Raw genomic sequence first — 25,203 nt, 5'->3', positions numbered from 1 at the left:
GCTGAATATCTGATAGATATATCTAAAAGATACAAGGAGGTTTCGTGGCGTCGTCAGATCAGACCCAGATGGCCGTTCTCGGCGGCCTCAGCATCGCCCCGATGACGGGCTACGCCCTGCGGGAGCAGATCCGCGACGCCCTCGGCCACTTCTGGGCCGAGAGCTTCGGGCAGATCTACCCCGCGCTGGCAGCACTCGAAGCCGACGGCATGATCGAGCGCCAGTCGGCCCTCCGTGCCGGCTCCTCCACGTTCGCCCTCACTCCGCGGGGCAGCGCGCGCCTGCACGACCTGCTCGCCGAGGCCCCGCAGGCCGCCAAGCCGCGGAACGGCGTGTTACTGCGGCTGTTCTTCGGGCGCCAGCTGGGCGCCGAGGCCTGCCGGCGGCTGGTGACGGATGCCCAGGCCACGGCCGCATTGGAACTCGCCGAGCTGCAGACCATCCGCCACGAGGTGCAGGCGGATCCCGGTCCGGATGCTCCCTATGTTCTGCTCACAGTGCTGGCGGGCGAGCACTCCGCGCGGGCCACGCTCGACTGGGCCCAGGAGGCGCTGGCCGTTCTCGACGGCATCGCTGAGCCGGTGCCTGAGCCCGAGCCGGTGCCGCAGTCGGCACCGCGATGAGCGCCGCCCTGGTGACCGGCGCGGCCGCGGTCTTCTGCGTGCTCATGGCCGGCCTGATCGTCTTCCAGGCCGCCCTCATCGCCGGGGCACCACTGGGGCACTTCGCCTGGGGCGGGCAGGATCGGGTGCTGCCGGTCGCCAAGCGGCTGGGCAGCGCCACCTCGATCGGGCTCTACCTGATCTTCACGGTGCTGATTCTGCAGCGGGCCGGGCTGGCCGAGGTCATCCCTTGGCCCGGCGCTGTCGTGATCGCGACCTGGGTCCTGGCCGGGTACTTTCTGCTCGGCATCGTGATGAACGGCGCCTCGCGGTCGAAGCCGGAACGCTGGACGATGGCCCCGCTGTGCGCCGTGCTGGCGGGCCTCACCATCCTCGTCGCGCTCAGCTGACCAGGGCGCGGCTCGCGGCGCACCGGTACAGGATCTGTCAATGCAGGTATTGGCAGGGCCCGCCGGCGGCCTGTGCCCTGCAGTACGGTGAATGCACAGGCCATCAGAATCGCGAGTGTTGGGATCCATAAATCCACCATCGAGAGGTGAACCCATGACCGGGTCAGCCGTTGTCACCCCCATCGCGCCCCGCCTGCAGCGGGACCGATTCCTCGTGCCCGATGTGGCGCGCGGCGTGGCGATCTTGGCCATGCTCGTCGCGCACGCCGGACCGCTGATGACCGACCAGCCCGCCGCCACGGCGTTTCTGCAGGGTCAGCTCAACGATGTGGCGTCGCCCCTGTTCGCCACCACCATGGGCGCCGCCGCGGCGATCGTGCTCGCCAAGGCCGGCCCGGGCCGGGCCGCAGGCACCGTGATCCTGCAGAACGTCATCCGCGGCGCCATCCTGGTGCTGCTCGGGCTGGTGCTGGCCACCTGGGGCAGTTGGATCGCGATCGTGCTGTCGTTCCTCGGCATCGTGCTCGCCATCGGCACCCCGCTCGTGCTCCTGGGCACCCGGGCGCTGATGGCTGTTCTGGCGGTGGTGCTGGTTCTGGGCGCCCCGCTCAACGAGCTGATGCTGGCCGCCGCCGGCCCGCTGATCACCGGGGGCGAGCGAACCCCGGCGAGTTTTCTCCTCGAGTGGCTCTTTCTCAGCCCGCACTACCGGGTGACCAATCTGCTGCCCTGGTTCCTGTTCGGGGCGCTGCTGTTCCGCATCCGCTTCGGCGGCCGCCGGGCCGGCTGGATCATGCTGGCCGTCGCCGTGCCGGCGTGGTGGCTCGGCCCGCTCTGGCGCGGCGCAACCGGCGTGGAGTTCAGCCCGTCGGGCAGCTACCTCGACACCCTGCACGACGCCGGGCTGGTTCTCGGGGTGCTGGGCGTGATCGTGCTGCTCGCGTCGCTCCGAGGCCGGCGCAGCGCCGCCGTGGTGCGGGCGGTGTTCCTGCCGTTCGAGGCGATCGGGTCCATCTCGCTGTCGCTTTACGTGTTCCAGGTGGCACTGGTCGGGTGGATGGCGGACAACGGCATCCGGTACGGCACCACGGATCCCGTGGCCTGGGTCGTGCTCGTGCTCGGCGTGCCGCTGGTGGGGATTCTCTGGTGGCGGTTCGTGGGCAAGGGCCCGATCGAGTGGCTGATCGGGGTGGTTTCCGGGCGGTACCGGCCCCGGCAGCCGGTGCGGACCTCGACGCCCGGTTAGCGCGCTGCGCGGCGCCTCCGCCGCCCACGAGGTGCTTCATCGTCCCCCTTCGGCGGCCCCGAAGGGGAGCTCTGCGGCAATTCGCGAACGGGCATCACGGCGACTTCGGGCAAAGCGCCCCTTCGACGACTGTCATGGGGCAGTTTGCGGCAACTCGGCGCCGACGCGGGCGCCGAGAGGCCCACTGAATTAGCTGGCCACCTGATGCAGCGGTTCGAGCGCGGAGTCGAGGGCCGCTTCCAGCGGCCAGGCCGACCGCATCGGCTGGCTGAGCACGAGACCGCCCTGGATCGCGGCGAGGATCACAACGGCGATGCGCTGCGGGTCGGCCGTCAGGTCGATCAGACCGCCGGCCTGCATTTTCGACACACCCTCGGCCAAGGAGTCCCGCCACGTCGTCATCGCCGCGCCGATGACGGCATCCAGCTCGGGGTCGGTCATCGCGGCCTGCGTCGCCAGCGACCCGATCGGGCACGCCCAGCGGCCGAGGCCGAGGTAGTAGTCCACCAGCGCCGCCCTCCACGCGTTCCAGGATTCCCAAGTGCTCAGGTCGTGGATGAACGGCTCCTGCGCCGCGAGAAGCTGCTGCCCTTCCCAGGTCGCGACCTCACGCACCAGCTCGGTCTTGCCGCCGGGGAAGTAGTGGAAGAGCTGGCTCTTGCTGGTGAGAGTGGCGGCGCGCACGGTGTCGAGGGTGGTGCCGCCGATCCCCGCGGCGAGGATCTGCTCGCCGGTGGCCTCGATGATCCGCTGCCGGGTCGCCCGGCCGCGCGCGGTGATCTTCGTCTCCTCCATGGGTAGATTCTACCGCTCTGGACCGATCGGTCCACAGTGTGGTACGAATGGACTATGAAGTCCACTAACTACGAACTCCAGCCCTCTCCCGCCGCTTCCCGCCTCGCCTTCGGGCCCGAATCGACGGCGCTCGACGTCGTGCAGGGCATCGACCTGAACGGACGCTCCGCCCTGGTCACCGGGGCCAGTTCCGGCATCGGGGTGGAGACCGCACGGGCGTTGGCCACTGCCGGGGCGAGTGTCACACTCGCCGTGCGGGACGTCGCGGCCGGCGCCCGCACGGCCGAGGACATCCGCTCGAGCACGGGAAACGATGCCGTGCGGGTGACGCACCTGGACCTGGCCGATCTGGCCACCGTGCGGGCACTGGCCGGCGAGTGGTCGGGTCCGCTGCACATCCTGGTGAACAACGCCGGGATCATGCACACCCCGGAGTTGCGCACCGCGGCCGGCTGGGAGATGCAGTTTGCGGTGAACCACTTGGGCCACTTCGCCCTCGCGACGGCGCTGCATCCGGCACTGGCCGCCGCCGGCGACGCCCGGATCGTGGCGGTGAGCTCGAGCGGGCACGGCTCGAGCGGCATCAGGTTCGACGACCTGTTCTTTGAGCGGGATGTCTACGACTCCGGGTTGGCCTACGGCCAGTCGAAGACCGCCAACGTCTTGTTCGCCCTCGAGGCGACCCGGCGCTGGGCGCGTGACGGCATCACCGCGGCCGCCCTGATGCCCGGCGGCATCTGGACGAACCTGCAGCGGCACTGGGATCCGGAGGTGTTGGCCGAGATGAAGCGCCGGTACCCAGGAAAGAGCCCGGCGCAGGGGGCGGCGACGTCGGTGTTCGTGGCCACCCGGGCGGTGCTCGGCGTGGGAACGCTGGGCTACTACGAGGACTGCCGGGCGGCGTCCGTGGTGCCGGCCATCGTCGATGGCATCCACGGGGTGCTGCCGCACGCCCTCGACCCGCACGCCGCCCGCCGGCTGTGGGAGGTCTCGACGGAGCTGGTCGCGTCGGTCTGACGGGGTCCGCAGGCCGGGTCGCGGTCTCGACAAGCTCGACCAACGAGGGGTCGCGACCCTTCCGTTGGTCGAGCCGGTCGACACCAGTCGCGGCTACGCCACCGACCAGCCACCGTCGCTGGCGAGCACCTGGCCGTTGATGTTCACACCATCATCGCTGAGCAGGAAGGTGATCGACGCGGCGAGCGCATCCGCCTCGACGGCGTCGGGCAGTAGCGCCATGCCGGCACGCACCCGTTCGGCACCCAGCGCCGAGGCGAAGGTGGCCTCGATGTTGGTGATCGTGGGGCCGGGGGCCACCGCGTTCACCCGGATGCCGCTGGGTCCGTACATGTAGGCGCTGCTCTTGGTCAGTCCCACGACGGCGTGTTTGGACGCCGTGTACGCCACCCCGGCCGCGGAACCGCGGAGCGCCGCCTCGGAGGCCACGTTGACGATCGAGCCGGACTGGCGCTCGAGCATGCCGGGCAGCACGGCGCGCATGAGCTTCATGGTGCCGTCCACGTTGATCGCGAACACCCGCTGCCAGACGGCGTCGGTCACCTCGTGCACCGGGGTCATGTCGTCCATGATGCCGGCGACGTTGGCGAGTGCGTCGATCCGGTCGCCGGCGGCCGTGAGGATCGCGGCGATGGCGGTGTCGTCGGTGATGTTCGCGACCACGGGCACGATGTCGGCGCCGGCGAGTTCGACGACGACGTCGTCCAGGCGTTCCCGTGAGATGTCGACGGCGATCACCCGGCCGCCCTCCCTGGCGATCCTGGAGGCGGTGGCCCGGCCGATGCCGGAACCGGCCCCGGTGACGATCACGGTCTTGCCGGTGAAACGGCCATTGTCGATGCGTTCCACCCACTCGGGGCGGTCGATGGCGGCGGGGGCGGGCGCGACGGGTGCCGCATCCGGTGCCACGGTCGCAGCAGCGGCATCGGTCGAGGCGGGAACCTCGCCGGCCGCGACCCGGCGCACCAGCTCGTCGATCAGCTCGGGCGGGAACGTGCCCTTGCTGAGCTTGACCAGGCGCTTGAGCGCGAGCCGACGAACGGGCTTGAGCACGTCGGCGCTCTGGCCGGCCTGGGCGAGCAGCTCGCGCAGGATCGGCCCGCCGCTCGGGTCGTCGAGCCACGTGCCCACCGAGGAGTCGCCGGAGAGGGTGTTCTGAGTCATGCGAGTGGTTCCTTTTCTGTGGGGATGACCGTCTCCGAGGGGGTAACGGAGCCGGAAGTAGCGGCCGCGTGCAGCGCGGCGAGGTAGCCGAACACCATGGCGGGGGCGATGGTGGAGCCCGGGCCCGGGTAGGTACGGCCCATCACCGAGGCCGTGGTGTTGCCGGCGGCGTAGAGACCGGCGATCGGGGCGCCGGCCTCGGTGAGCACCTGCCCATTCTCGTCGGTGAGCAGGCCGCCCTTGGTGCCTAGGTCACCCGGCACCACCTTGACCGCGGTGAACGGACCCTTCTCGATCGGGCCGAGGTTGGGGTTGGGCTTCACCCCCGGGTCGCCGTAGTAGTTGTCATAGACGGTGCGGCCACGGCCGAAGTCGAGGTCGACACCGCTGCGGGTGAAGCCGTTGAACCTCTCCACGGTGGCCCGCAGGGCGGCCGGATCGATGTGCAGGCGGGCGGCGAGCTCCTCGATGGTGTTGGCAGAGACGACGGTGCCATTGGCCCGCAGGCTCTTGCCGCCGGCCAGCAAGGCCGACGACAGGTAGCGGCGGCGATGACGGATGTCGAGGATCAGCCACGAAGGGATGGCCGGGGTCTCGCGGTGGTGCTCGATCATCTCGTGGCCGAAGTCGATGTAGCTCTCCGACTCGTTGAGGTACCGGGAGCCGGCCTGGTCCACGATGATGCCGAACGGCATCGACCGCTCCGACAGCATGAACTGGGCGGTGCCGTTGGCCATCGGCACGGCCGAGCCCCACCAGGCGTCGTCCATCAGCGCGAGCGCGCCGCCGGCCTTGACGCCCACGTCGATCGCGGTGCCCTGGTCGCCGGTGGCGGCCGAACTGTTGCCCGGCATGCCGTGGTACTTCTGGCGCCACTCGGTGTTCTGGGCAAAGCCGCCCGCGCCCAGAATCACGCCGGCCCTGGCCCGGATGCGCACCGGCCCGGTCTCGGTCGTGATGATCGCGCCGACCACCCGGCCGTCTTCGAGCACCAGCTCGCTGACCGGGGAGTTGAGCAGCACCTCGGTGCCCTGCTTCCGCACGATCTCCATCAGCGTCATCACCAGCGCCGCGCCGAGGCCGTAGAGCCGCTTGCCGGTGACGATGCCGCCGAGGGTGCGTAAGACGAACCGGGCGCCGCGCACGAACCCGCTCGGCGTGGACCACGCCCGCGAGAGCAGCCAGACATCATCGGTCTTCAGCGGCGCCGGCAGCCCCTCGTTCGCCCGGGACTGCTTGACCCAGTCGCCCAGCCGCTTGGCGTCGAACGGTTGCACTTCGATGCCGCGGCCGACCCGGCCGCCGGGCCGGTCTGGGTAATAGTCGGGGTAGTCCTTGGCCGAGCACCAGCGCACGCCGAGGCCGGCGAGCAGGCCGACCACGCGTGGCACGGCATCGACGAAGGCCTCGCGACGCTCGGTGGAGCTGGCCGGGCCGGCGTCGCCGATCGCGGCCTCCAGGTAGGTGAGGGCGTCGGCGCGGGAATCCTGGATGCCGAGCTTCTTCATCAGCGGATTGTTCGGCATCCACAGGCCGCCACCGCTGAGCATGGTGGTGCCGCCCCAACGGCCGGTGCTTTCCACGACGAGGGCGGTGAGGCCCGCGTCGGCGGCGGTGATGGCGGCGGTCAATCCCGCGGCACCCGATCCCGCTACAAGTACGTCAACTTCGCGATCCCACTGGGCGGTCATGAGTTCCTCCTTGATCCGGACAACGCTGTCCGGATGTAACCTACCTCGGTGGCCTCACAATCCCAAGCAAATCGCGCCAAACCGAATCGCGGGCCCAGCGCCGGCCCCGCGAACCGGCGCGCCCTCCTTGCCGCCGCCCGCGAGGTCTTCGCCGCCGAGGGCTTCGCCGCCCCGCTGAGCGCTGTCGCCCGCCGGGCCGGGGTGGGGCAGGGCAGCCTCTACCGGCACTTCCCTGATCGCACCGCGCTGGCCATAGCCATCTTCGACGAGAACATCGCCGCGTTGGAGGTCTTCGTGGACCGGCCGGAGAGCACCCTAGACGACCTGCTCGACCGGGTGATCGAACAGGCGCTCGTCTCGACGGCCCTCATCGACCTGGTCACCGCCGACCCGCACGACCCCCGGGCGGCTCATCTGGGCGCCCGGCTCGACACCGTCGTGAACCGGCTGCTCGGCCGCGAGCAGGCGGCGGGCCGCATCGGCGCGCACGTCGTCACGGCGGATGTGCTGCTGGCGGTGTCGATGCTTGCCGGGGTGCTCGCCCGCAGCGACTCCGCCGACCGGCCCGAGGTGGCGCGGCGGGCCTGGGGGCTCTTCCACGCGGCGTTCGCCCCGCGCTAGCTACGGCGGGTCAGGGCGGTTCGGCGTCAGGTTACCGACCGACCCCAGCCGCGAACACCGGCGGGCCGGGTGCACAAGGGGCTTGCCGGCGCCGACCCGGATGCATACGCTCCAGAGCGCCAGTCGCACCGGAGGTGACGTCATGACCGAGATCATAACGACCGCCGTGCTGCTGATCGCCCTGCCGCTCGTCTTCAACGCCACGTTCATCGGCCTGGCGATCACCTTCGACTATCCGGGCATCCTGCGCCGGCCCACCACGGAGGTGCTCGAGCTGTTCCGCCGCGGCGGCACCAGGCTGGTGCTGCTCTGGTGGGCGTTCGCCCTGACCGCGGTCCTCCTCGCGGTGCTGGCCGGGCTGCTCCCCTTCGCCCTGCTCGGCGCCGAGTCCACCCTGCTCTCGGTGGGCTCGATCGTCGGCGTCCTGGCCGGGGTCCTGCAGTTCCTGGGCCTGATCCGGTGGCCGTTCCTGGTGCCGTACCTGGCGAGGGCAGACGCCGAGGCGGATGCGACGCCCGCACGCAGAGAAGCCGTCGACGTGGTCTTCCAGTCGTTCAATCGCTATCTCGGCGTGGCAGTGGGCGAGCATCTGGGCCTGCTGTTCACCGGCGCCTGGAGCATCCTGGTGGGCGTCTCGATCACCCAGACCTACCTGCTGCCCGAGTGGCTCGGCGTGGTGGGAATGGTGGCCGGTGCGGTGCTCGTGTTGTGCTCGCTCGAGTTCGTGGGACCGTTCGAGCGCACCGGCTGGGCGGTCGCGGCCCGGCTCACGCCCGTCGCCTACGTGCTGTGGTCGCTGTGGCTGGTGACGACCGGGCTGCTCCTGCTCACCTTCGACTGATCGACGGGCCTCCGCCTGGTCGCCGAGCCGCCCCGGCCGCAATCCACGGCGGCGGAAGCGGGGCATACTGGCGGCGAGCGCCCTGCCCGAACGTCCAGCGAGAGTACGACACGCGTCGGAAGGAACCCCGTGAGCTTCTGGATCTGTGCCACCTGCGGCGTCGAACACGCCGAGAACGCCGGCATCTGCGCCATCTGCGCCGACGAACGGCAGTGGGTGCCGGCCGCCGGCCAACGGTGGACCACGCTGCAGGAGCTCGGCGACGCGGGGTGCCTGGCCGACCTCGTCAAGCTGGAACCCGACCTGTTCGGCATCGAGAGCACGCCGACGGTGGGCATCGGGCAGCAGGCCAAGTTGCTCTGCACGCCAACGGGCAGCGTGCTCTGGGACCCGATCGGCTTCGTGGATGCGCGCATCGCGGGCCGGGTGCTCGAACACGGGCCGGTGCGCGCGATCGTGGCCAGCCATCCGCACATGTTCGGCGTGCAGGTGGAGTGGAGCCGGGCGCTCGGCGACGTGCCGGTGCTGGTGGCGGAGGCCGACCTGGACTGGGTGGCCAGGCCAGACCCCGCGATCCGCCCGTGGTCAGCCGAGGTACGCCTGCTGCCCGGGGTGACCCTGGCGCAGGTGGGCGGGCATTTTCCCGGCAGCGCAGTCATCCACTGGGAGGCCGGCGCCAGGGGGCGGGGTGTGCTGCTCAGCGGCGACACTGTGTTCGCCAACCCCGACCGCAGCTCGGTGAGCTTCATGCGCAGCTATCCCAACCGCCTGCCGCTGTCTGGCCCGGTGGTGGAACGCATAGCCCGCACGCTGGAGAGGTTCGAGTTCGACAGGCTGTACGGCAACTTCGACACCGTGATCGCGACGGATGCCCGCGCCGTGGTGCGCCGCTCGGCCGACCGGCACTGGGGCTGGGTGCGCGGCGACTTCGACCAGCTCACCTGAGTTTGGCCCCGCCTGGTCATTCGGGCCCGGTCACTCGGGGCGCGGTCTTTCGGGGCGCGGAATCCGCTCGGGCGGTTCGGGGAGAATGCGGAGGCCTGCCGGGGTGTTCGCCACCTGCACGAGCTCGTCGATCCAGGCCCGGTTGAGGGTGGGTTCGCGCTTGCCGGAGAACTCGAAGTCGAGAGGCACCGCGGGGTTCAACCAGATCGAGCTGTGGCCGCTGCCCGACTCCCTTGACCGCTCCCAAGAGAACGCGAAACTCTCGCCGCGTCGCAACTTGGCCACGATCACGACCTTGAGGTGCGCCAAGGTGCGGTCGTCGATCTCCACCGAGATCGCCGGCGACCCGTAGATGAACCTGCCCATCGCAATCCTCGTCTTGGCTGGCGGGCCGCCCAATCGGAAAGTAGCGGCGCGGCCCCGTCTCTCACGACGGAGTGTAGGCCGAGGCAGCCCCGCTGGCTACGATTCCCCCCGAGGCCTCACCTGTCGTAGTCCCGGCCGGCGCCCTCGTCGATTTCGTCGACCGCCCGGTTGAAGTCCGCCGCGTGGAACTCGGCCTCGGCCTCGGTCTCTGCCGACGGTTCTTCCACCGCGAGGATGCGGGCGGGCGGGAAGACCGGCAGGGGAAAGAGCGCGATCTCGCCCGCGAGGGTCTCCTCCGCGACATCCGCCACATCGAGTTCGGTGGCCGGGCCGAGCACCAGGGTGTGAGTGCGGGTGGTGCCGTCGCGTTCGCGAACCTTGATGTCGACCGCCACGCTCGCGTCGCCCTGGGAGTGCGCGGTGACGTAGCCGAGCAGGGCTTCGGCGACGTCGTCGCCGGTGAGGATGGTGCCACCGGCGTAGGTGATGAGCTTCATGCCACCGACGATAACCGCGAGACGGGGCCTTGGGAATGGCCTTGCGGGGCCGGCCGCTACCCGGCGAGGGCCCCGACGGCTGCCGATCCTTCCGGCAGCACCAGCTCGAAGCGCGCCGCCCCGATATGGAGGGTCACGACCGACGCCCCGAGATAGGCCGGCTGCGGCCGCACGCTGATCTCCTCGATCGCGGCCAACGGAATCGTCGTGTGCGAGCGGGACAGATCGGGGGCGGTGCCACGAACCAGCCAGGCTCGCCGGCCGATGAGGTGCAGTTCGCGGTCGGTGCGGCAGAGCACCGCTCCATGCAGGGTCATCGGGTACAGCGAATGCACCACCCGGGTGGTCAGGCCGCCGCGCGGCAGCAGCTGGATGCGGCCATGCGCAGCGAGCAGGCTCGCCCCGAGCTCGTGGCGCATGAGGTCGAAGTACGAGGTGACCAGGCCAACGTCCTCCTTGCCCAGGTCGAGCAGGTCGAGGTCGGCGGGCGAAACGGCCGGGGTGGGAAGCACGACGACCGAGGAGCGCAGCGCGGCCCGCGTGAGTTCACCCAACACATCGATGAGGCGGGTGATCAGGTCTTGCGACGCCCCGTTGTACGGCACGGTCAGGGTTGACCCGGTGCCGGTGAGGATGCTCACCTGCCCGTGGGCCAGGTCGACGGTATCGGTCACCGCGACGATGTCGTCGTAACCCAGGGTGCTCTCGGTGTAGCCGGTGAGCGCCCGGCTCAGCACGATCAGCCTCTCCGGCGCCACAATGATGAGGTGGTCGTAGAGGTCCATCGTGGGCAGCGCGTCGCGACGGCTGATGTTGCGGGGCACTTTGAGCACGAGCCGGCTGGCGGCGAAGTCCACCGGATAGTCCCGGTAGAGGACCGGCATCTCGGTGGCGTCGTGCACACGGTCCACCCAGGGGCCGAAGGCGTCGAACTCCGCCGATCTCGGTACATCCGTCGCACTCACTGGCTGCCTTCCTGGGTCCGCGCCGGTGCGTTCCCATCGCGACAACAGGTGCCGCTGGCATCAGGCTAGACCTTCGCCGGACCCGGCCGTGACACACAGAGGCCGGGTTGCCCGTTCGCCGCACCCAGGCGAATCCGCTTTCGAGACTTGTAACACGACAGCGAGCCGATCCGGCAACGCCGCGCCGGGCCTTTTTCCACGAAGTGCACATGGCTCTCCCCAGCTATTCCACAGCCCAGTCCACAGCCTCAGCGCAGTGTTTCCGCGGTTTTCCACACCCAGTCCACAGGGTTATCCACAGGGTGGGCGGCGAATAAAGATTCGAACATGTGCGCGCTCGCTACGAGCCGTCTCCGGACAGGGCCCTAGGAGGGCGCCCGAGCCGGAGTTACACTCGCCGCATGGAGACGCAGCATTTCTCAATCCAGGTGAAGGCGCCCGCCGCCATCGTGTGGGAGACGATGTTCGACGATTCCACCTACCGGCAGTGGACGAGCGTGTTCAACCCCAACTCGTACTTCGAGGGCAGTTGGTTGCCCGGCAGCGAGATCCGGTTTCTCGGCAGCAATGCAGACGGCGGAATGAACGGTATGTACGGAGTGATCACCGAGAACCGGCCGTACGAATTCGTGCTGATCGAGTATCAGGGCCAGATCCTGAACGATGTCGACGACACCACCAGCCGGGAGGCGCGGCAGTTGATCGGTGCGCGCGAGGCCTATTCCTTTACGGAGACCGACGGCACGACGACAGTGACGATCGACGTGGACACGGCCGACACCTACGCCGAGCTGTTCGGGGAGCTGTGGCCGAAAGGCCTGGCGAAACTCAAGGAGCTCGCCGAGGCGACGGCAGCCCGTTCGGCCGACTGATTCTGTTCGGATCGCCTGCGGCACTACCGGGCTACACTCCCCTGCATGAAAACCCTGCATTTTTCGACACAGATCAATGCCCCCGCCGACATCGTCTGGGCGACAATGCTCGATGCGTCCACCTACGGGCAATGGACCAGCGTGTTCAGTCCTGGCTCCCATTTCAAGGGTTCCTGGCTGAAGGGCAGCGAGATCCGGTTCCTCGGCGACAGCGACGAGCACGAACCGATGGACGGCCTGGTCGGTGTGATCATCGAGCACCGTCCGCACGAGTTCGTCTCGATTGAGTACACCGGCGTGATCATGCACGGCAGCGTAGACACCGAGAGTGACTACGCACGCAGGATCGCGGGCGCGCAGGAGAATTACACCTTCAGCGAGTCCGACGGGGTCACCACTCTCACCGTCGACCTGGACGTGGACGACCAGGAGGCCGAGATGTTTGCCCAGATGTGGCCGAAGGCGCTCGACAAGCTCACCGAGATCGCCGAGGCTGCCGCGCAGGCCCGGCATCCGGCGCCCTGACCGCACTCCGCGGTCAGACGAGGCGGTCAGACGGGGCGGTCAGACGAGACCGGTCAGACGAGGCCGGTCAGACGAGGCCGGTCAGAGCCGCCCACTGCAGCAGGATGACCGTCTTGGCGTCGAGGATGCGGCCGTCGGCGATCATGGCCAGCGCGTGGTCGAACGAAACCTCGAGCACCTCGATGTCCTCGCCTTCCTCGGCCAGCCCGCCTCCGGCCGCGACGCGGTCGGCCGGGCCGTAGCCGGCCACGTAGAAGTGCACCCGCTCGGTGACCGAGCCCGGGCTCATGAACAGGTCGAACACGTGCCGCAGGTCGCCCACCGCCACGCCGAGCTCCTCGCTGGCCTCCCGGCGGATCGCGATCTCGGGGGCGTCGTCGTCGAGCAGGCCGGCCGCGGTTTCGATGAGCATGCCGTCGGCGTGACCGTTGACGTATGCGGGGTAGCGGAACTGGCGGGTGAGCAGCACGGTTCGCCGGGCTGGATCGTAGAGCAAAATGGTGGCGCCGTTGCCGCGGTCGTAGGTCTCGCGTTGTTGCAGGCTCACGCCGCCGTTCCGCGCCCGATAGCTGAAGGTGGTGCGGCGCAGCACGTGCCAGCCGTCGCTGGTCACCTCCACCCGCTGCACCGTGACGGCCGGGTTGCCGCCGAGGCCCATGCCGGCGGTGTTCAGACCGGTGCGCCCGCGACTGTCGGGTACGTCGACACCGGGCACGCTCATTGCTCACCGACGCCCGGGACGTCACCGAGGCTCGTGTAGACCGGGATGCCCCGGCGCTCGGCAATGAGCACGTCCTGGTCGGCACCCTTCGATGCGCCGGGCAGCCGGAGCACCGCGTCGCACCGCTCGAGCAGACGCTCGGCGGTGGGATACATCACGGTGGCGGCCAACGGATGCGCGACATCCGTCACCCCGGCGCTCGCGAGCACCGGCAGCGCCACCCACTCGCCGATCATCGGCAGGTGCCCGGCCTGGAAGAGCGGCCAGGCGGCCTCCTCGAGGCGGTCGAGGTTTCGGCGGAGCAGCACGGGGTCGTCACCGGTACCCGAACGGTAGGGGCCGGCGATCAGGATCATCAGGGAGGCGGTCATGTCCGCTACGCTAGTACAACGTGCACAAACATGCATCAATCGGAAGGAACGCGAATGCTCGCAGCCGAACGTCAGGCCCTCCTGCTGGCCCGCCTGGCCAGGGACGGCAAGGTCGTCGCCAAGGAGATCGCCGCAGAACTGGGCCTCTCCGACGACAGTGTGCGGCGCGACCTGCGCGAGCTCGCCGCGGCGGGCCTCTGCCAACGGGTCTACGGCGGGGCGTTGCCGGTGTCGCCCGCGTTGGCGCAGTACGCCGACCGCACCCTCGTGCAGCCCGACAGCAAAGACCGGGTGGCCACCCGCGCCGCCGAACTGATCGCGCCGGGCAGCACGGTGATCCTCGACGGCGGCACCACGACCCTCGCCGTCGTGCGCGCACTGCCGGCCGCGCTGACCTGCACCGTCATCACGCACAGCCCCACCATCGCCGCCGCCCTCGTGCCGCACGAGGGCGTCGAGGTCTTCCTGCTCGGCGGGCGGCTGTTCAAGCACTCCGCGGTGACCTGCGGTGCCGCCGCGGTGGAGGCAGCCCAGGCGATTTCGGCCGACCTGTTCCTGCTCGGCGTCACCGGGGTGCACGCCACCGCCGGGCTCACCACGGGTGACGTGGAGGAGGCCGCGATGAAGCGGGCCCTGGCCGGCCGGGCCGCCGACACCTACGTGCTGGCCAGCGCCGAGAAGATCGGTGTGGCCTCGCCCTACCGGGTGATGCCGTTCGGCGAGATCGCGGGCATCGTCAGCGACACCGCGGCGGATGACCCGACCCTGGCCGAGCTGCGGGGCGCCGGCGTCAGCATCCTGACTGCCGGCGGCTGACCGCCCGCGGTCCCGCTGCCCCGCCCGCCCTGCCCACCCTGCGGGGTAACTGTTACCGAATCGGACATTTGCACCCGGTACGCAGGGTGCAAATGTCCGCAACGGCAACAGTTAGGGCTGGCCGGGCGCGGGGCTGGGCGGCGCGGCGGTTTCTGGCAGGGTGACCGCTGGCACGCCGACGGTGAGGCGGCGGACGCTGCGGGTGGCGAGCGCCGCGAAGCTGGCGACCACGATCACGGCGGCGCAGCCGAGCAGCACCGGAGTCGTGCCGAAGGCATGCGCGAGCGGACCCACCAGGATCTCCCCCACCGGGATGGCGATGAAGGAGCCGACGGCGTCGTAGGAGTACACCCGGGCGAGCACGGCCGGCGGGATGTTCTGCTGCAGCGACTGGTCCCAGGCCACCCCGAACTGCTCGATCGCCACGCCGCCGATGAGGAAGGCAATCACCAGCAGCGGAACCACCGGCACGAGGGCGAGGCCCACAATGGGCAGGGCGGTGACGATCACCAGACCCACCCCGATGCCGAGCGCGTGTCGGGGCCGCCAGCGCAGCGCGAGCAGCCCGCCCAGCGCGAGGCCCACGGTTTCGGCGGCGATGATCAGACCCCAGCTGGCGCGGCCGAAGCTCTCGTCGGCCACGAGCGGGCCGAGCACCGCGATGGCCCCCACGAACGCCGCATTCACCAGGGCGAACTGGGCCACGACCACCCACACCCAGGTGCGGCTGGAGAACTCCTGCCAGCCCTCGCGCAGCTCTCGCAGCACGCTGCCGGCCGGCTCGGCGGAACCCACACCGGCACCAGCGCCGGCGGTGCGGGTCGCGTGCGGCGTGCGCACAAAAGCGAAGAAGACGCCGGCCAGGGCGAAGGATGCGGCGTTCAGCGCGAGCCCCCAGCCGGGGCCGACTGCGGCGATGAGAAGCGCGCCCAAGCTGGCGCCGAGGATCGCGCCGCCGTTGAGACTGAGCCGGAGGAGCGCGTTGGCCGGCCGCAGTTGAGCCACGGGCACCGTCTGCGGCACGATCGCCGCCGACGCGGGAAAGCTCACCGCGGCGCCGGCACCGTTCAGCACGCTGAGCATGACGAGCAACGGGATGGTGGCGGAGCCGGAGAGCACGAGCGCGGCCACCGCGGCCTGGGTCGCCGCCGCCGCGAGGGAAGTACCGACGAGCAACACGTGCTTGGGCAGCCGGTCGGCGATGACCCCGCCGAACAGCAGCACGGCGACGTTGGCGATGGAGCGGCTCGCCACGACGATGCCCAGATCGACGGCGGACCCCGTGAGGTCGAGCACCGCGAAGGCGAGGGCGATCGGGGCGGCGGCGTTACCCAGGGTGGCGATGGTGCGAGCGGTGAGCAGCCAGCGGAACGGGGCCGAGGCGAACGGTCCAGCGCCGCCAGGGGTGCGATCCCCTGTCGCTTTCCCCCGGGTAGCCATGCCGCAAGTCAACCACGCGGGTCGGGCCAGGGCCGCCCGGCCGCCCGACCCGGGGGCAAGTGTTGCCCGTGCGGACATTTGTGCCCGGCGCACCGGGCGCAATTGTCCGCTTCGGCAACAGTTGCGGCTCTTCGGGCGCGGGCGCGGGCGCGACCGGGCTACTCGCGCAGGCCGAAGCGGGCGTGGATGGGCGCGCTCCAGCGCGGGGACCACCACAGAATGCGCTCGAGGGCTGTCATCACCGCGGGCACGAGCACGATTCGCACCAGCGTCGCATCCAGCAACACCGCCACGGCCAGGGCGGTGCCGATCTGCTTCATCTGCATGAGCTCCCCGGTGGCGAAGCCGGCGAAGACCAGAACGATGATCAGCGCGGCCGAGGTGATGATGCGTCCGGAGCTCTGCAGGCCGGTCTCGATCGCCGTGCGGGTGCCCTCGCCACGGTCGTGATGCTCCTTGATGCGGGCGAGCAGGAACATCTCGTAGTCCATCGCGAGACCGAAGCCGAAGGTGAGCACCAGGGTGAGCACGAGGGCGTCCACGCCCGAGATGGTGTCGGGGTCGAAATCAAGCAGCCCTGACAGGTTGCCCTCCTGGAACCCCCACACCAGCACGCCGGCGGCCGCCCCCAGGGAAATGGCGCTGATCACCAGGGCCGTGAGCGGGATGATCACCGATCCGGTCATCAGGAACAGCAGCACGAACGTGACCAGGGCGATGATCAGCACCGCCCAGGGCGCTCCCCTGGCCAGCGAATCGAGATAGTCGACGGCCTGCGCGTCCACACCGCCGACCCAGCTGTCGAAGGCCGGGCGGTCGGCGCGGATCTCCCGCACCACGTCGTCGCCCTGGTGGGTGTCGACGGTGACCCTGGACACCCAGTAGCCGTTGGTCTCCACCGGAGCGGTGACATCCGTGACGCCGGGCAGGGCGGCGACCTCGGTCGCCCAGGCGGCCGCGGCGGCCTCATCGGCCTCGGCGGCGCTCGACACCAGCTGCACCCTGGGGGCGGTGGCCAACGGGAACTCCTCGTTCAGCGTGGTGATGAAGTCGTATTGGGTCGACGAGCGCGGGATGGCGTCGTCGGCGCTATTGGCCACCGTCATCGACAGCACCGGGCTGCTGAGCAGTAGCAGCACGGCGGTGCCACCGAGAGCGACCAGGATCGGTGCCCGCTGCACCAGCCGGGCCAGCTTGGAGAAGACGCCCTCCTCCGGCGCGATGTCGCCGAATCTGGTCAGCCACGGGCCGACGACCGGGATGCGGGTGAGCAGGCCGGGCTGCACCAGTCGTTCACCGAGGTAGCCGAGCAGGGCCGGCACCAGCACCAGCGCGGTGAGGATGGCGATGAGCACCACGCAGACCGCACCGATCGCGATGGCCTGGATGATCGCCGGTTCGAACACCAGCAGCCCCGCGGTGGCGATCGCGAAGGTGAGCCCGGAGTACAACACTGTGCGCCCGGCCGTGTTGACCGCGCTGCCCACGGCCTGGAGCATCAACTCGTGCCGGCTGTGCCGGTGGTGCGGCAGGGTGGCCAGCTCTCCGGTCTCGAGCGGCGGCAGGTCGGTGAAGGGCTCCCCGTGCGGGCCGGGCGGGGAGCCGGGGCCCTCGCCACCGACCCGCGCCCGGAACTCCTCCCGGAACCGGCTGACCATCAGCAGCCCGTAGTCGATCGACAGACCGAGCCCGATCACGGTGATCACGTTCATCACGGTGATGCCCACGTCGAGCACGTAGGTGAAGGCGTAGAGCATCCCGAGTGCCCCGATGATCGACGCGATCGCGCCCACCAGCGGGATGCCGGCCGCGAGGAAGCCGCCGAAGATGATCAGCATCACCAGGAGCGCGATCGGCAACGCGATCAGCTCCCCTTTCTGCAGGTCGGACTCGGCGACGGCGACGAGCGACTCCACCACCAGGGGCGCGCCGCCCACCTCCACCTGGGCGTTCCGGTCGAGTTGGCCGATCTCGTCGGCGGCCACCTGAAGGCGGCGTTCCACAAAGTTGAGCAGCGGCTCGCTGACGGTGCCGTCGGTGGTCTCCATCAACACGCTCAGCAGCATCCCCTCGCCGTCGGCGGAGAGCAGCTGGGCGGCCGCCGGGTTGGGGCTACCGTCGGGCAGCGGCGGGATGACGAGAGGGTTGATCACCTGGCTGACCCCGTCGACCTGTTCCAGCCGCAGGGTAGCGGATTCCAGGATCGCGGCGAGGTCGGGCGAGCTCAGGTCGGTGGGGTGCACCAGCAGCGAGAGCGATTCGGTCTGCTGGTCGGCCGGGCCTTCGACCAGGTCGGTTGCTTCCTGCGCCTCGCCCTGCACCGACGGCCCCGCACTGGAGAGCCGTTGAAAGAGACTCTCGCCGGTGACGCCCAGAAGCGCCGTGGCCACGCAGGCGCCCAGCGCCACCAGCCAGCACAGCAGGGAGATCAGGCGGTGGCGCGCAACACTCACGCCGAGTTTTCGCAACATGGCGGGTCAGTCCTCTGCTTGTGAACCTCAGCTTGTGAACCTCTGCTTGTGAAGTTCTGCTCGTGAACGCGCGCCCCTCGGCACCGGATGCGCCCGCTCCCCGGTCGTTCCGCGGCCAAACTACTCCCGTCGGCCCGGCCATGCCCGGTCCCGCCAGACAGGTCTACTGTGCAGGGCATGACGGCGCACGGGAATCCCATTCCACTCGAGCAGTACTTCGCGGGGAGCGACCCGCTGGCCCGGTCGCTCTACGACGCCGTCCGGTCGGCCGTCCAGTCGATCGGCGAGACGGAGATCCGCGTCACCACGAGCCAGATCGCGTTCCGCCGGCGCCGCTCGTTCGCGTGGACCTGGCTGCCCGGCCAGTACCTCTCCGGCGTCGTGGCCCCGCTCGTGCTCTCGGTGGACCTGGACAGGTTCGACACCTCACCGCGGTGGAAGGAGGTGGTGGAGCCCACCCTCAACCACTTCATGCACCACCTCGAGCTGCACTCCGAGGCCGACCTGGACGCCGGCGTGCTCGACTGCCTGCGCGAGGCCTGGACCAAGGCTGGCTGAGCGTTCGGGCCGCGTCGGCCGGCCAGGCGCCCGCCACACCGGCCCGTGCCCGGCGCCTAGTCCTCGTCGCGGTCGAGCACCCGGCCCGCCTCCAGACGAATCACCCGGTCGGCGGCCTGAATCACCGCGGCGTCATGGGTGGCGTAAACCACGGCGGCACCCCGTCGAGCCTCAGAGCGGATGGCCAGGTCGATCAGGAGCAGGGCGTCGTCGTCGAGCCCGGCGGCCGGCTCGTCGAGCAGCAGCACCTCCGCCTGCTGGGCCAGACCCTGCGCCACCAGGGCGCGCTGCCGCTGCCCGCCCGACAACTCGCCGAGCGCGCGCCGCTCGAGTCCGGTGAGGCCCAGGGCCGCGATGCTCGCAGCCACGATGGCCCGGTCGTCGCCGGAGAGCGGTCGCCACAGGCCTCGGTGGGCCCAGCGCCCCATGCTCACGGTCTCGGCCACGGTGAGCGGCAGAGTGTCGGGGGCGGCGCTCCGCTGCACCACCAGCGCGATCCGTCCGGCACCCGCCGCGAGCCGCTCGCCACCCTGCCAGGGCTGGCTGCCGGCCAGCACGCCGAGCAGTGTGGACTTGCCCGAGCCGTTCGCCCCGGCCAGCGCGGTCACCCGGCCGGGCGCGGTCGTGGCCGACACGCCGTCGAGGGCGACCGTGCCACCGTGGGTCACGCGGATGGCGCGGAGGCTGATCTGGCCCGGATTTGCAAGGATCCGACGGGTGTCCTGGGTGGTGTGCATGGGTCCACCGTATCAAGAATGAGAATCGTTATCAGTTAGAGTCGCTGTCATGACCTGGCTCACCGACCCGCTCTCGGCGGATTTCATGCTGCGCGCCCTTCTCGGCGGCGTGCTCGTCGCCGCGATCTGCGCCGTCGTGGGCACCTGGGTCGTGGTGCGCGGCATGGCCTTTCTCGGCGAGGCGATGGCGCACGGCATGCTGCCGGGGGTGGCGCTCGCGTCTCTGCTCGGGCTGCCCGTGATCGTGGGCGCGGCCGTGAGCGCCCTGGTGATGAGCCTGGGCGTCGGACTCATCGCCCGCCGCGGCCGGCTCTCGCACGACACAAGCATCGGGCTGCTCTTCGTGGGGATGCTCGCGCTCGGCGTGATCATCGTGTCGCACTCCCGCAGCTTCGCCGTTGACCTCACCGCGATCCTGTTCGGTGACATTCTCGCCATCCAGAACAGCGACCTGACCGGCCTGGCCATCGCCCTCGGCGTCACCCTGGTGCTGGCCGCACTGTTCCACCGGGCCTTCGTGGCGCTGGCCTTCGACCCCAGGGTCGCCCGCACCCTGGGCCTTCGTCCCCGCCTGGCCCAGGTGGTGCTCGTCTGCCTGGTCACCCTGGCCGTGGTCGCGTCGTACGGGGCTGTCGGGTCGCTGCTCGTGGTGGGCCTGCTGCTCGCGCCGGCCGTCGCGGCCGGCCACTGGGTGCGTCGCATCCGGGCGGTCATGCTGCTCGCCGCCCTGCTCGGGGCGACCGCGGTGGCCGCCGGGCTGCTGATCTCCTGGCACGCCGGCACCGCCGCCGGCGCCACCGTCGCCGCCGCAGCGGTGGCCCTCGTCGCCGTGTCTGCCACCCTGCGCACCCTCGTTCCAGTGCTCGACCAGAAAGGCGCCAGTGCCTCCCGCTAAGCCCACCTCCCCCCGCCAAATCCGATCGCGCAGCCTCGGGGCGCCGCTCGCCGTCGCCTCCCTGCTCACCGTCGCCGGCCTGCTCGGCCTGGCCTCGTGCGCGAGCCCCGCGGCAAGCCCGGCGGCCTCGCCCTCGGCGAGCGCCGTGCCGCACGGTTACGTGGCCGGCGCCGCGGAAATGGCCGAACCCCAGCTGCACCTCGCCACCCTCAACGCGGCCGGCAGCCTCGCCCTGCTCGACCTGCTCGGCGGCGGGACCACCCCGGTGACCACCATCGACGAGGTGAGCGGCGTCTCCACCGACGGGCGGTTCGTGTTCGCCGCCTCCGCCGGGCAGGGCGCCGTGACGATCGTGGACAGCGGCGTCTGGACCGTCGACCACGAAGACCACCAGCACTACTACCGTGCCGCACCCGCCGTCGTGGGCACCGTAACCGGCACCGGAGCGGGCATCGTCTCCGGCGGCGGCACGCTCAGCACAGTGCGCTTCGCGGACTCCGGCACCGGCCTGATCCTCGACCACGGCGACCTGGAAAACGGCACGGTCACCGAACTCGGCCGCATCGAGGGCGACCCCGGTGCCGGCGTGCTGGTGCCGTTCGGCGACAGCGTTCTCGAGGGCCGCACGGATGCGCCGGGCAGCGCCGCGCACGGAGCCTCCGCCGTGCGGGTGCTCGACGCGACCGGCGCCCCGCTGGCCGGGGCGACCGCGGACTGCGCCGAGCTCTCCGGCACCATCACCACCCGGGTCGGCGTGGTCTTCGGCTGCGCCGACGGCGCCCTCCTGGCCACCGCCGGCGCCGAGCAGACCATCGACTTCGAACGCATCCCCTACCCCGACGGCGTCATCGCCTCCGACCGGGCCCTGGCCTTCGCCAACCGGGCCGGGCGGCCCACCGTGGCCGCCGTTTCCGGCGACGGCGGCGCCTGGCTGCTCGACACCCGGGAACGCAGTTGGTCGAGACTGGCCACCGACACTCCGTTGCTGCAGGTCACGGCCGTCGACGACTCCGCCGGGCACGTCGTGGCGCTGGCCAGGGACGGCCGGGTGCTCGTGCTCGACGCCGCCACCGGCGGCACCCTCGCCGCGACCGAACCACTGCTGCCCGCGACCCTCGCGGCCGGCGCGGGCAGCGCCCCCGACGGTGTCACCCTCACCGTGGATGCCGGCCGGGCCTACCTGAACGCCCCGCTCGAGGGCCTGGTCTATGAGGTCGACTTCGCCGACAACGCGCGCATCGCCCGGACCTTCCCGATCGACGGCGAGCCGCGCTTCCTCGCCGAGACCGGGCTGTAGAGCCATGCGGCTGATCCGTCCGTTCACGCTCGCCCTCGCCGGAACCCTGTGTCTCGGCACTCTGGCCGGCTGCACTCCCCCGGCAGCCGACCGGCCGCTCATCGTGGTGACCACCAACATCCTGGGCGACGTCGTGCAGAACATCGTGGGCGGCCAGGCCGAGGTGCTCACCCTGATGCGGCCGAACTCCGACCCGCACTCGTTCGAGATCTCGGCGCAGGAGGCCGCCCGGATCCTGAACGCCGACCTGATCGTCTCCAACGGCCTCGGCCTCGAAGAGGGCCTGCAGCACCAGCTCGACGCGGCCGACGCGGCCGGCGTGCCGATGCTCGCAGCCGGCGCGGTGATCGATCCGCTGCCCTATGCCGTCGGCACCGGCACCGGCAGCGACACGGCCGACGCGCATTTCTGGACCGATCCGGCCCGCATGATCGAGGTCGTCGACGCGGTGGCGACGGCCGTGCAGACCGACGTCGCGGGCGCCGATCCCGCCGCAATTCAGGCGCAGGCGGCGGCCTATACGACCGAACTGCGCGCCCTCGACGCCGAGATGACAACGGCCTTTGCCGCCCTCGGGGCCGAGCACCGCAACCTGGTCACCAACCACCACGTGTTCGGCTACCTGGCCGACAGGTTCGACTTCACCGTTGTCGGGGCCGTGATCCCGGGCGGCTCCACCCTGGCCGCCCCCAGCGCCTCCGACCTGCAGGGTCTCGTCGACGCGATCGACGCCGCCGGAGTCAACACCATCTTCGCCGAGTCCTCCCAGCCCGACCGTCTCGTGCAGGTGCTCGCCGACGAAGCCGGCCTCGACGTGGCCGTGGTGGAACTCTTCACCGAATCGCTCAGCGAACCCGGCGCGGGCGCCGGCAGCTACCTCACCATGATGCGCACCAATACCGAGCGCATCGCCACCGGGCTTTCTCCCTGACGAGCAGCCCTTCAACACAGAAAAGAAAACATGAGAAGACAGCACCGCACCACGGCATTCGCGGCAGTGATCGCCGCCTCGGCCCTGCTCCTGACCGCCTGCGCCACCACGGATGCCACCCCGGGCGACGCCGGCTCGGCCACCGATTCACCGAAGGCGCAGCCCCGGGTGGCCCTGACCTACGACGGCGGCGTCTACGTGCTCGACGGCGACACCCTCACCATCGAAGCGGACCTGCCGCTGGCCGGGTTCAACCGGCTGAACACCGCCGGTGACGGCCGGCACGTGCTGGTCACCACCACCGAGGGCTTCCAGGTGCTCGACACCGGCACCTGGACCGACGCCTCCGGCGCCGCCCAGACCGCCGACCCCGTGCTGACCGACCTGGTCTTCGACGCCCCGGCCGCCGGTCACGTGGTCAAGCACGGTGACAAGACCATCCTCTATGCCGACGGCACCGGAGACACCACCATCTTCGAGACCGCCGCCCTGCTGGACGCCACCGACGAGCTGCCGGCCACCGAGGTGGTCCCGGCCGAAGCCGCCCACCACGGCGTCTCGATCGAGCTCGACGACGGCACCCTGCTCACCACCGTCGGCACCCCGGAGGCCCGCACCGGCATCCGCGTGCTGAACGCCGACCGCGAGGAGATCGCCCGCAACGCCGAGTGCCCGTCGGTGCATGGCGAGGGCGCGGCCGCCGACGAGGTGGCCGTCTTCGGCTGCAGCGACGGCGTGCTGGTCTACGACGATGGCGTGATCACCAAGATCGCCGCCCCGGATGCCTATGGCCGCACGGGCAACATGTACGTCTCCGAAACCTCCACCATCGCGGTCGGCGACTACAACTCCGACCCGGACTCCGAGGGCTACCTGCTGAGCGAACTCGTGCTCGTGGACACCGCGGCCAAGACCTCCACGGTGATCGACCTGCCCGCCGGCGTGGAGTACACCTGGCGCGATGTGGCTCGTGGCCCCAACGATGAGGCCCTCATCCTGGCCTCGGACGGGTCGCTCTACGTGCTCGATCCCGAGACCGGCGAGCTGGGCGACTCCTACCCGGTGATCGGCGCCTGGGAGAGCCCGGTGGAGTGGCAGGACGCGCACCCCGCACTCATCGTCGTGGGCGGCACCGCCTACGTGACCGAACCGGCCACCAACTCACTGCACGCCGTCGACCTCGCCACCGGAAAGGTTGTCAGCTCGGTGGAGTTGCCGGCCACCCCGAACGAGATCGCGGTCGTCACCGGCTAACGAGCCCGCGGCGACGGGTCCGCTCAGCCGGTATGGGCCTGGGCAGAGGACTCGTCGCCGGCGGTGCGACCGGGGATGCCTTCGAACGGCTCGGGGGTGCTACGAGGTGGCCTCGGGCACGAAACGGCTGACGACCTCTGCGCGGCTTTCGTCTTCGCTGGCGAAGACTCCACCATTTGCCACGATGTCCGGGGTGATCTCCTCGAAGACGATCCGGACGTCGCCGCGGCGTGCACCCAGGGTCAGAACGGCACTGTTGGTGACGTCTTGGACGAAGGCGCGGCGCTGGTTGATATCGCGGCCCGCCAGCAGTTGAACGGTGATGTTGGGCATGTGTGCTCCTTATTGTTGTCGCCCGCCGAATTGGCGGCCGAGTTGGTTTTTGTCTCGCGCGCCCTAGGCGATGGTGTTGCTCAGGGTGCCGATGCCGGCGAGCGTGATGTCGACCGTGTCGCCCGGCTGCACGGGGAGGTCGGTGCCGGGGGCCCCGGTGAGCACCACGTCGCCGGGCTCGAGGGTGAGCCACTTCGTGACGTAGACGAGTGTGGCAGCGACCGAGGAGGGCAGGTTGAACGAGCCCGAGTTGGCCACCACGGCGCCGTTGATGACCACCTCGGTGGCCACGTTCTCGGGGTCGGCGAGGTCGGTTTCGATCCACGGGCCGAGCGGGGTGTAGTTCTTGCCGCTCTTACCCTGGAAGTTGCGCTGGTCGATCGAACCCTGGTCGACGTTGGTGACGTCGTTGGCCACCGTGTAGCCGAGCACGGCTTCGAAGGCGTTATCGAGCGTGAGGTTCGTCGCCGAGGCGCCGATGACCACAGCGAGCTCGCCCTCGATGTTCACGGTGCCCACGCCGCGCACGGCGTAGATGTCGTCGCCGGTTCCGGCGACGGTGTGCACCGATTTGTGCCAGGCCTGCATGGGCAAGGGGTTGCCCGGCTTGTTGTGGCCGATGCCGACGACAACGCGCGGGTCGACCGCGGCGAGAAGCACGGCGTCGGCGACCGGGATGGACTCGCCCGTGTAGACCAGCGGTGCGGCGAACGGGTCGGCGATGAGGTTCCACTGTCCACCGGCGGCCACAGCGTGGCGCGGGCCGATCGGAGTTTCGAGTCGAGCAATACGCATGAGCTATTTTCCTGACGTTGCCGGGGA

Annotated in this window: 28 protein-coding genes; 15 read left to right on the top strand and 13 right to left on the bottom strand. The window is 70.3% G+C overall.

The window, feature by feature from the left end; translation table 11 throughout:
- Positions 1–44: 44 nt before the first annotated feature.
- The 3 genes from ACEN2M_RS08345 (at position 45) to ACEN2M_RS08335 (ending at position 2,258) form a co-directional block, all read left to right on the top strand.
- The gene (locus tag ACEN2M_RS08345; RefSeq protein ID WP_441647655.1) at positions 45–623 is read left to right on the top strand and encodes a PadR family transcriptional regulator; all 579 of its coding nucleotides are present in this window, start codon (positions 45–47) and stop codon (positions 621–623) included.
- Positions 620–1,012, top strand: coding sequence for a hypothetical protein (locus ACEN2M_RS08340; protein WP_441647654.1), 393 nt, complete (start codon positions 620–622; stop codon positions 1,010–1,012). Before ACEN2M_RS08345 ends, ACEN2M_RS08340 begins: the two co-directional genes overlap by 4 nt.
- A gap of 154 nt (positions 1,013–1,166) precedes the next feature.
- Positions 1,167–2,258: an acyltransferase family protein gene (locus tag ACEN2M_RS08335; protein WP_441647653.1), complete on the top strand. Its 1,092-nt coding sequence runs from the start codon at positions 1,167–1,169 to the stop codon at positions 2,256–2,258.
- Positions 2,259–2,447: 189 nt separating this feature from the next.
- On the opposite strand, the gene ACEN2M_RS08330 is transcribed toward ACEN2M_RS08335, so the two are convergent.
- Positions 2,448–3,053 (bottom strand): TetR/AcrR family transcriptional regulator, encoded by a 606-nt coding sequence (locus tag ACEN2M_RS08330; protein WP_441647652.1) that lies wholly within the window; start codon positions 3,051–3,053, stop codon positions 2,448–2,450.
- 54 nt (positions 3,054–3,107) lie between these two features.
- On the opposite strand from ACEN2M_RS08330, the gene ACEN2M_RS08325 reads away from it, so the two are divergent.
- Positions 3,108–4,070: an SDR family NAD(P)-dependent oxidoreductase gene (locus ACEN2M_RS08325; protein ID WP_441647651.1), complete on the top strand. Its 963-nt coding sequence runs from the start codon at positions 3,108–3,110 to the stop codon at positions 4,068–4,070.
- Positions 4,071–4,163: 93 nt separating this feature from the next.
- On the opposite strand, the gene ACEN2M_RS08320 is transcribed toward ACEN2M_RS08325, so the two are convergent.
- Together ACEN2M_RS08320 and ACEN2M_RS08315 are read right to left on the bottom strand one after the other, a co-directional pair.
- Positions 4,164–5,234: an SDR family NAD(P)-dependent oxidoreductase gene (locus ACEN2M_RS08320; protein WP_441647650.1), complete on the bottom strand. Its 1,071-nt coding sequence runs from the start codon at positions 5,232–5,234 to the stop codon at positions 4,164–4,166.
- Positions 5,231–6,925 carry an FAD-binding protein gene (locus ACEN2M_RS08315; RefSeq protein ID WP_441647649.1) on the bottom strand — a complete coding sequence of 565 codons (1,695 nt, stop codon included), beginning with the start codon at positions 6,923–6,925 and terminating at the stop codon, positions 5,231–5,233. Before ACEN2M_RS08315 ends, ACEN2M_RS08320 begins: the two co-directional genes overlap by 4 nt.
- Positions 6,926–6,973: 48 nt before the next feature.
- Between ACEN2M_RS08315 and ACEN2M_RS08310 the strand changes: the two genes are divergently transcribed.
- The 3 genes from ACEN2M_RS08310 to ACEN2M_RS08300 all read left to right on the top strand — a co-directional run bounded on the left by ACEN2M_RS08310 (position 6,974) and on the right by ACEN2M_RS08300 (position 9,332).
- Positions 6,974–7,546: a TetR family transcriptional regulator gene (locus tag ACEN2M_RS08310; RefSeq protein ID WP_441647648.1), complete on the top strand. Its 573-nt coding sequence runs from the start codon at positions 6,974–6,976 to the stop codon at positions 7,544–7,546.
- 142 nt (positions 7,547–7,688) lie between these two features.
- The gene (locus ACEN2M_RS08305) at positions 7,689–8,387 is read left to right on the top strand and encodes a DUF4386 domain-containing protein (protein ID WP_441647647.1); all 699 of its coding nucleotides are present in this window, start codon (positions 7,689–7,691) and stop codon (positions 8,385–8,387) included.
- A gap of 129 nt (positions 8,388–8,516) precedes the next feature.
- Entirely contained in the window at positions 8,517–9,332 is an 816-nt protein-coding gene (locus ACEN2M_RS08300) for a hydrolase (RefSeq protein ID WP_441647646.1), read from the top strand.
- Between the two features lie 30 nt (positions 9,333–9,362).
- On the opposite strand, the gene ACEN2M_RS08295 is transcribed toward ACEN2M_RS08300, so the two are convergent.
- From ACEN2M_RS08295 to ACEN2M_RS08285, 3 genes are all read right to left on the bottom strand, one after another.
- Positions 9,363–9,698, bottom strand: coding sequence for a DUF7882 family protein (locus tag ACEN2M_RS08295; protein ID WP_441647645.1), 336 nt, complete (start codon positions 9,696–9,698; stop codon positions 9,363–9,365).
- 116 nt (positions 9,699–9,814) lie between these two features.
- Entirely contained in the window at positions 9,815–10,195 is a 381-nt protein-coding gene (locus ACEN2M_RS08290) for a hypothetical protein (RefSeq protein WP_441647644.1), read from the bottom strand.
- A 56-nt stretch (positions 10,196–10,251) separates the two neighbouring features.
- Entirely contained in the window at positions 10,252–11,160 is a 909-nt protein-coding gene (locus ACEN2M_RS08285; protein ID WP_441647643.1) for a hypothetical protein, read from the bottom strand.
- 401 nt (positions 11,161–11,561) lie between these two features.
- Between ACEN2M_RS08285 and ACEN2M_RS08280 the strand changes: the two genes are divergently transcribed.
- Positions 11,562–12,032 carry an SRPBCC domain-containing protein gene (locus ACEN2M_RS08280; protein ID WP_441647642.1) on the top strand — a complete coding sequence of 157 codons (471 nt, stop codon included), beginning with the start codon at positions 11,562–11,564 and terminating at the stop codon, positions 12,030–12,032.
- A gap of 45 nt (positions 12,033–12,077) precedes the next feature.
- Positions 12,078–12,557, top strand: coding sequence for an SRPBCC family protein (locus tag ACEN2M_RS08275; RefSeq protein ID WP_441647641.1), 480 nt, complete (start codon positions 12,078–12,080; stop codon positions 12,555–12,557).
- Positions 12,558–12,624: 67 nt separating this feature from the next.
- Here the strand turns inward: ACEN2M_RS08275 and ACEN2M_RS08270 are convergent, their stop codons facing one another.
- Both ACEN2M_RS08270 and ACEN2M_RS08265 read right to left on the bottom strand, forming a co-directional pair.
- Positions 12,625–13,278 carry an NUDIX domain-containing protein gene (locus ACEN2M_RS08270; protein WP_441647640.1) on the bottom strand — a complete coding sequence of 218 codons (654 nt, stop codon included), beginning with the start codon at positions 13,276–13,278 and terminating at the stop codon, positions 12,625–12,627.
- A complete protein-coding gene (locus ACEN2M_RS08265; protein ID WP_441647639.1) occupies positions 13,275–13,649 on the bottom strand; it encodes a DUF4406 domain-containing protein in 375 nt (124 codons plus the stop codon). The genes ACEN2M_RS08270 and ACEN2M_RS08265 overlap by 4 nt, the downstream gene beginning before the upstream one ends.
- A gap of 54 nt (positions 13,650–13,703) precedes the next feature.
- Between ACEN2M_RS08265 and ACEN2M_RS08260 the strand changes: the two genes are divergently transcribed.
- On the top strand, positions 13,704–14,465 hold the full coding sequence (locus ACEN2M_RS08260; protein WP_441647638.1) for a DeoR/GlpR family DNA-binding transcription regulator: 762 nt from the start codon (positions 13,704–13,706) through the stop codon (positions 14,463–14,465).
- A gap of 111 nt (positions 14,466–14,576) precedes the next feature.
- Here ACEN2M_RS08260 and ACEN2M_RS08255 read toward each other — a convergent pair whose 3' ends face one another.
- On the bottom strand, positions 14,577–15,905 hold the full coding sequence (locus tag ACEN2M_RS08255) for an MFS transporter (RefSeq protein WP_441647637.1): 1,329 nt from the start codon (positions 15,903–15,905) through the stop codon (positions 14,577–14,579).
- Positions 15,906–16,063: 158 nt separating this feature from the next.
- Complete coding sequence (locus ACEN2M_RS08250) at positions 16,064–18,358, bottom strand: MMPL family transporter (RefSeq protein ID WP_441647636.1); 2,295 nt, start codon at positions 18,356–18,358, stop codon at positions 16,064–16,066.
- A gap of 195 nt (positions 18,359–18,553) precedes the next feature.
- Here ACEN2M_RS08250 and ACEN2M_RS08245 point away from each other — a divergent pair, with 195 nt between their 5' ends.
- Positions 18,554–18,934: a DUF5655 domain-containing protein gene (locus tag ACEN2M_RS08245; protein WP_441647635.1), complete on the top strand. Its 381-nt coding sequence runs from the start codon at positions 18,554–18,556 to the stop codon at positions 18,932–18,934.
- Between the two features lie 56 nt (positions 18,935–18,990).
- On the opposite strand, the gene aztA is transcribed toward ACEN2M_RS08245, so the two are convergent.
- Positions 18,991–19,671: a zinc ABC transporter ATP-binding protein AztA gene (aztA, locus tag ACEN2M_RS08240; RefSeq protein ID WP_441647634.1), complete on the bottom strand. Its 681-nt coding sequence runs from the start codon at positions 19,669–19,671 to the stop codon at positions 18,991–18,993.
- Between the two features lie 49 nt (positions 19,672–19,720).
- Between aztA and aztB the strand changes: the two genes are divergently transcribed.
- From aztB to aztD, 4 genes are read left to right on the top strand one after another with little or no spacing between them, the layout of a single operon-like run.
- The gene (gene aztB / locus ACEN2M_RS08235; RefSeq protein ID WP_441647633.1) at positions 19,721–20,566 is read left to right on the top strand and encodes a zinc ABC transporter permease AztB; all 846 of its coding nucleotides are present in this window, start codon (positions 19,721–19,723) and stop codon (positions 20,564–20,566) included.
- Positions 20,553–21,863, top strand: a complete 1,311-nt coding sequence (locus ACEN2M_RS08230; protein WP_441647632.1) for an ABC transporter — start codon at positions 20,553–20,555, stop codon at positions 21,861–21,863. Before aztB ends, ACEN2M_RS08230 begins: the two co-directional genes overlap by 14 nt.
- 4 nt (positions 21,864–21,867) lie before the next feature.
- Entirely contained in the window at positions 21,868–22,794 is a 927-nt protein-coding gene (gene aztC / locus ACEN2M_RS08225; RefSeq protein ID WP_441647631.1) for a zinc ABC transporter substrate-binding protein AztC, read from the top strand.
- Positions 22,795–22,824: 30 nt separating this feature from the next.
- Positions 22,825–24,048 carry a zinc metallochaperone AztD gene (aztD, locus tag ACEN2M_RS08220; RefSeq protein ID WP_441647630.1) on the top strand — a complete coding sequence of 408 codons (1,224 nt, stop codon included), beginning with the start codon at positions 22,825–22,827 and terminating at the stop codon, positions 24,046–24,048.
- A 99-nt stretch (positions 24,049–24,147) separates the two neighbouring features.
- Here aztD and ACEN2M_RS08215 read toward each other — a convergent pair whose 3' ends face one another.
- Positions 24,148–24,381: a tautomerase family protein gene (locus ACEN2M_RS08215; protein ID WP_441647629.1), complete on the bottom strand. Its 234-nt coding sequence runs from the start codon at positions 24,379–24,381 to the stop codon at positions 24,148–24,150.
- A 63-nt stretch (positions 24,382–24,444) separates the two neighbouring features.
- Positions 24,445–25,176 (bottom strand): fumarylacetoacetate hydrolase family protein, encoded by a 732-nt coding sequence (locus tag ACEN2M_RS08210; RefSeq protein WP_441647628.1) that lies wholly within the window; start codon positions 25,174–25,176, stop codon positions 24,445–24,447.
- Positions 25,177–25,203 lie beyond the last annotated feature (27 nt).

Origin of the sequence: Cryobacterium sp. W22_MBD10_FK3 (assembly GCF_052113745.1) — a bacterium.
GTDB lineage: Bacteria > Actinomycetota > Actinomycetes > Actinomycetales > Microbacteriaceae > Cryobacterium.
Note: the sequence above shows the minus strand (reverse complement) of the source record. Positions and strands in the feature narration are given on the sequence as shown.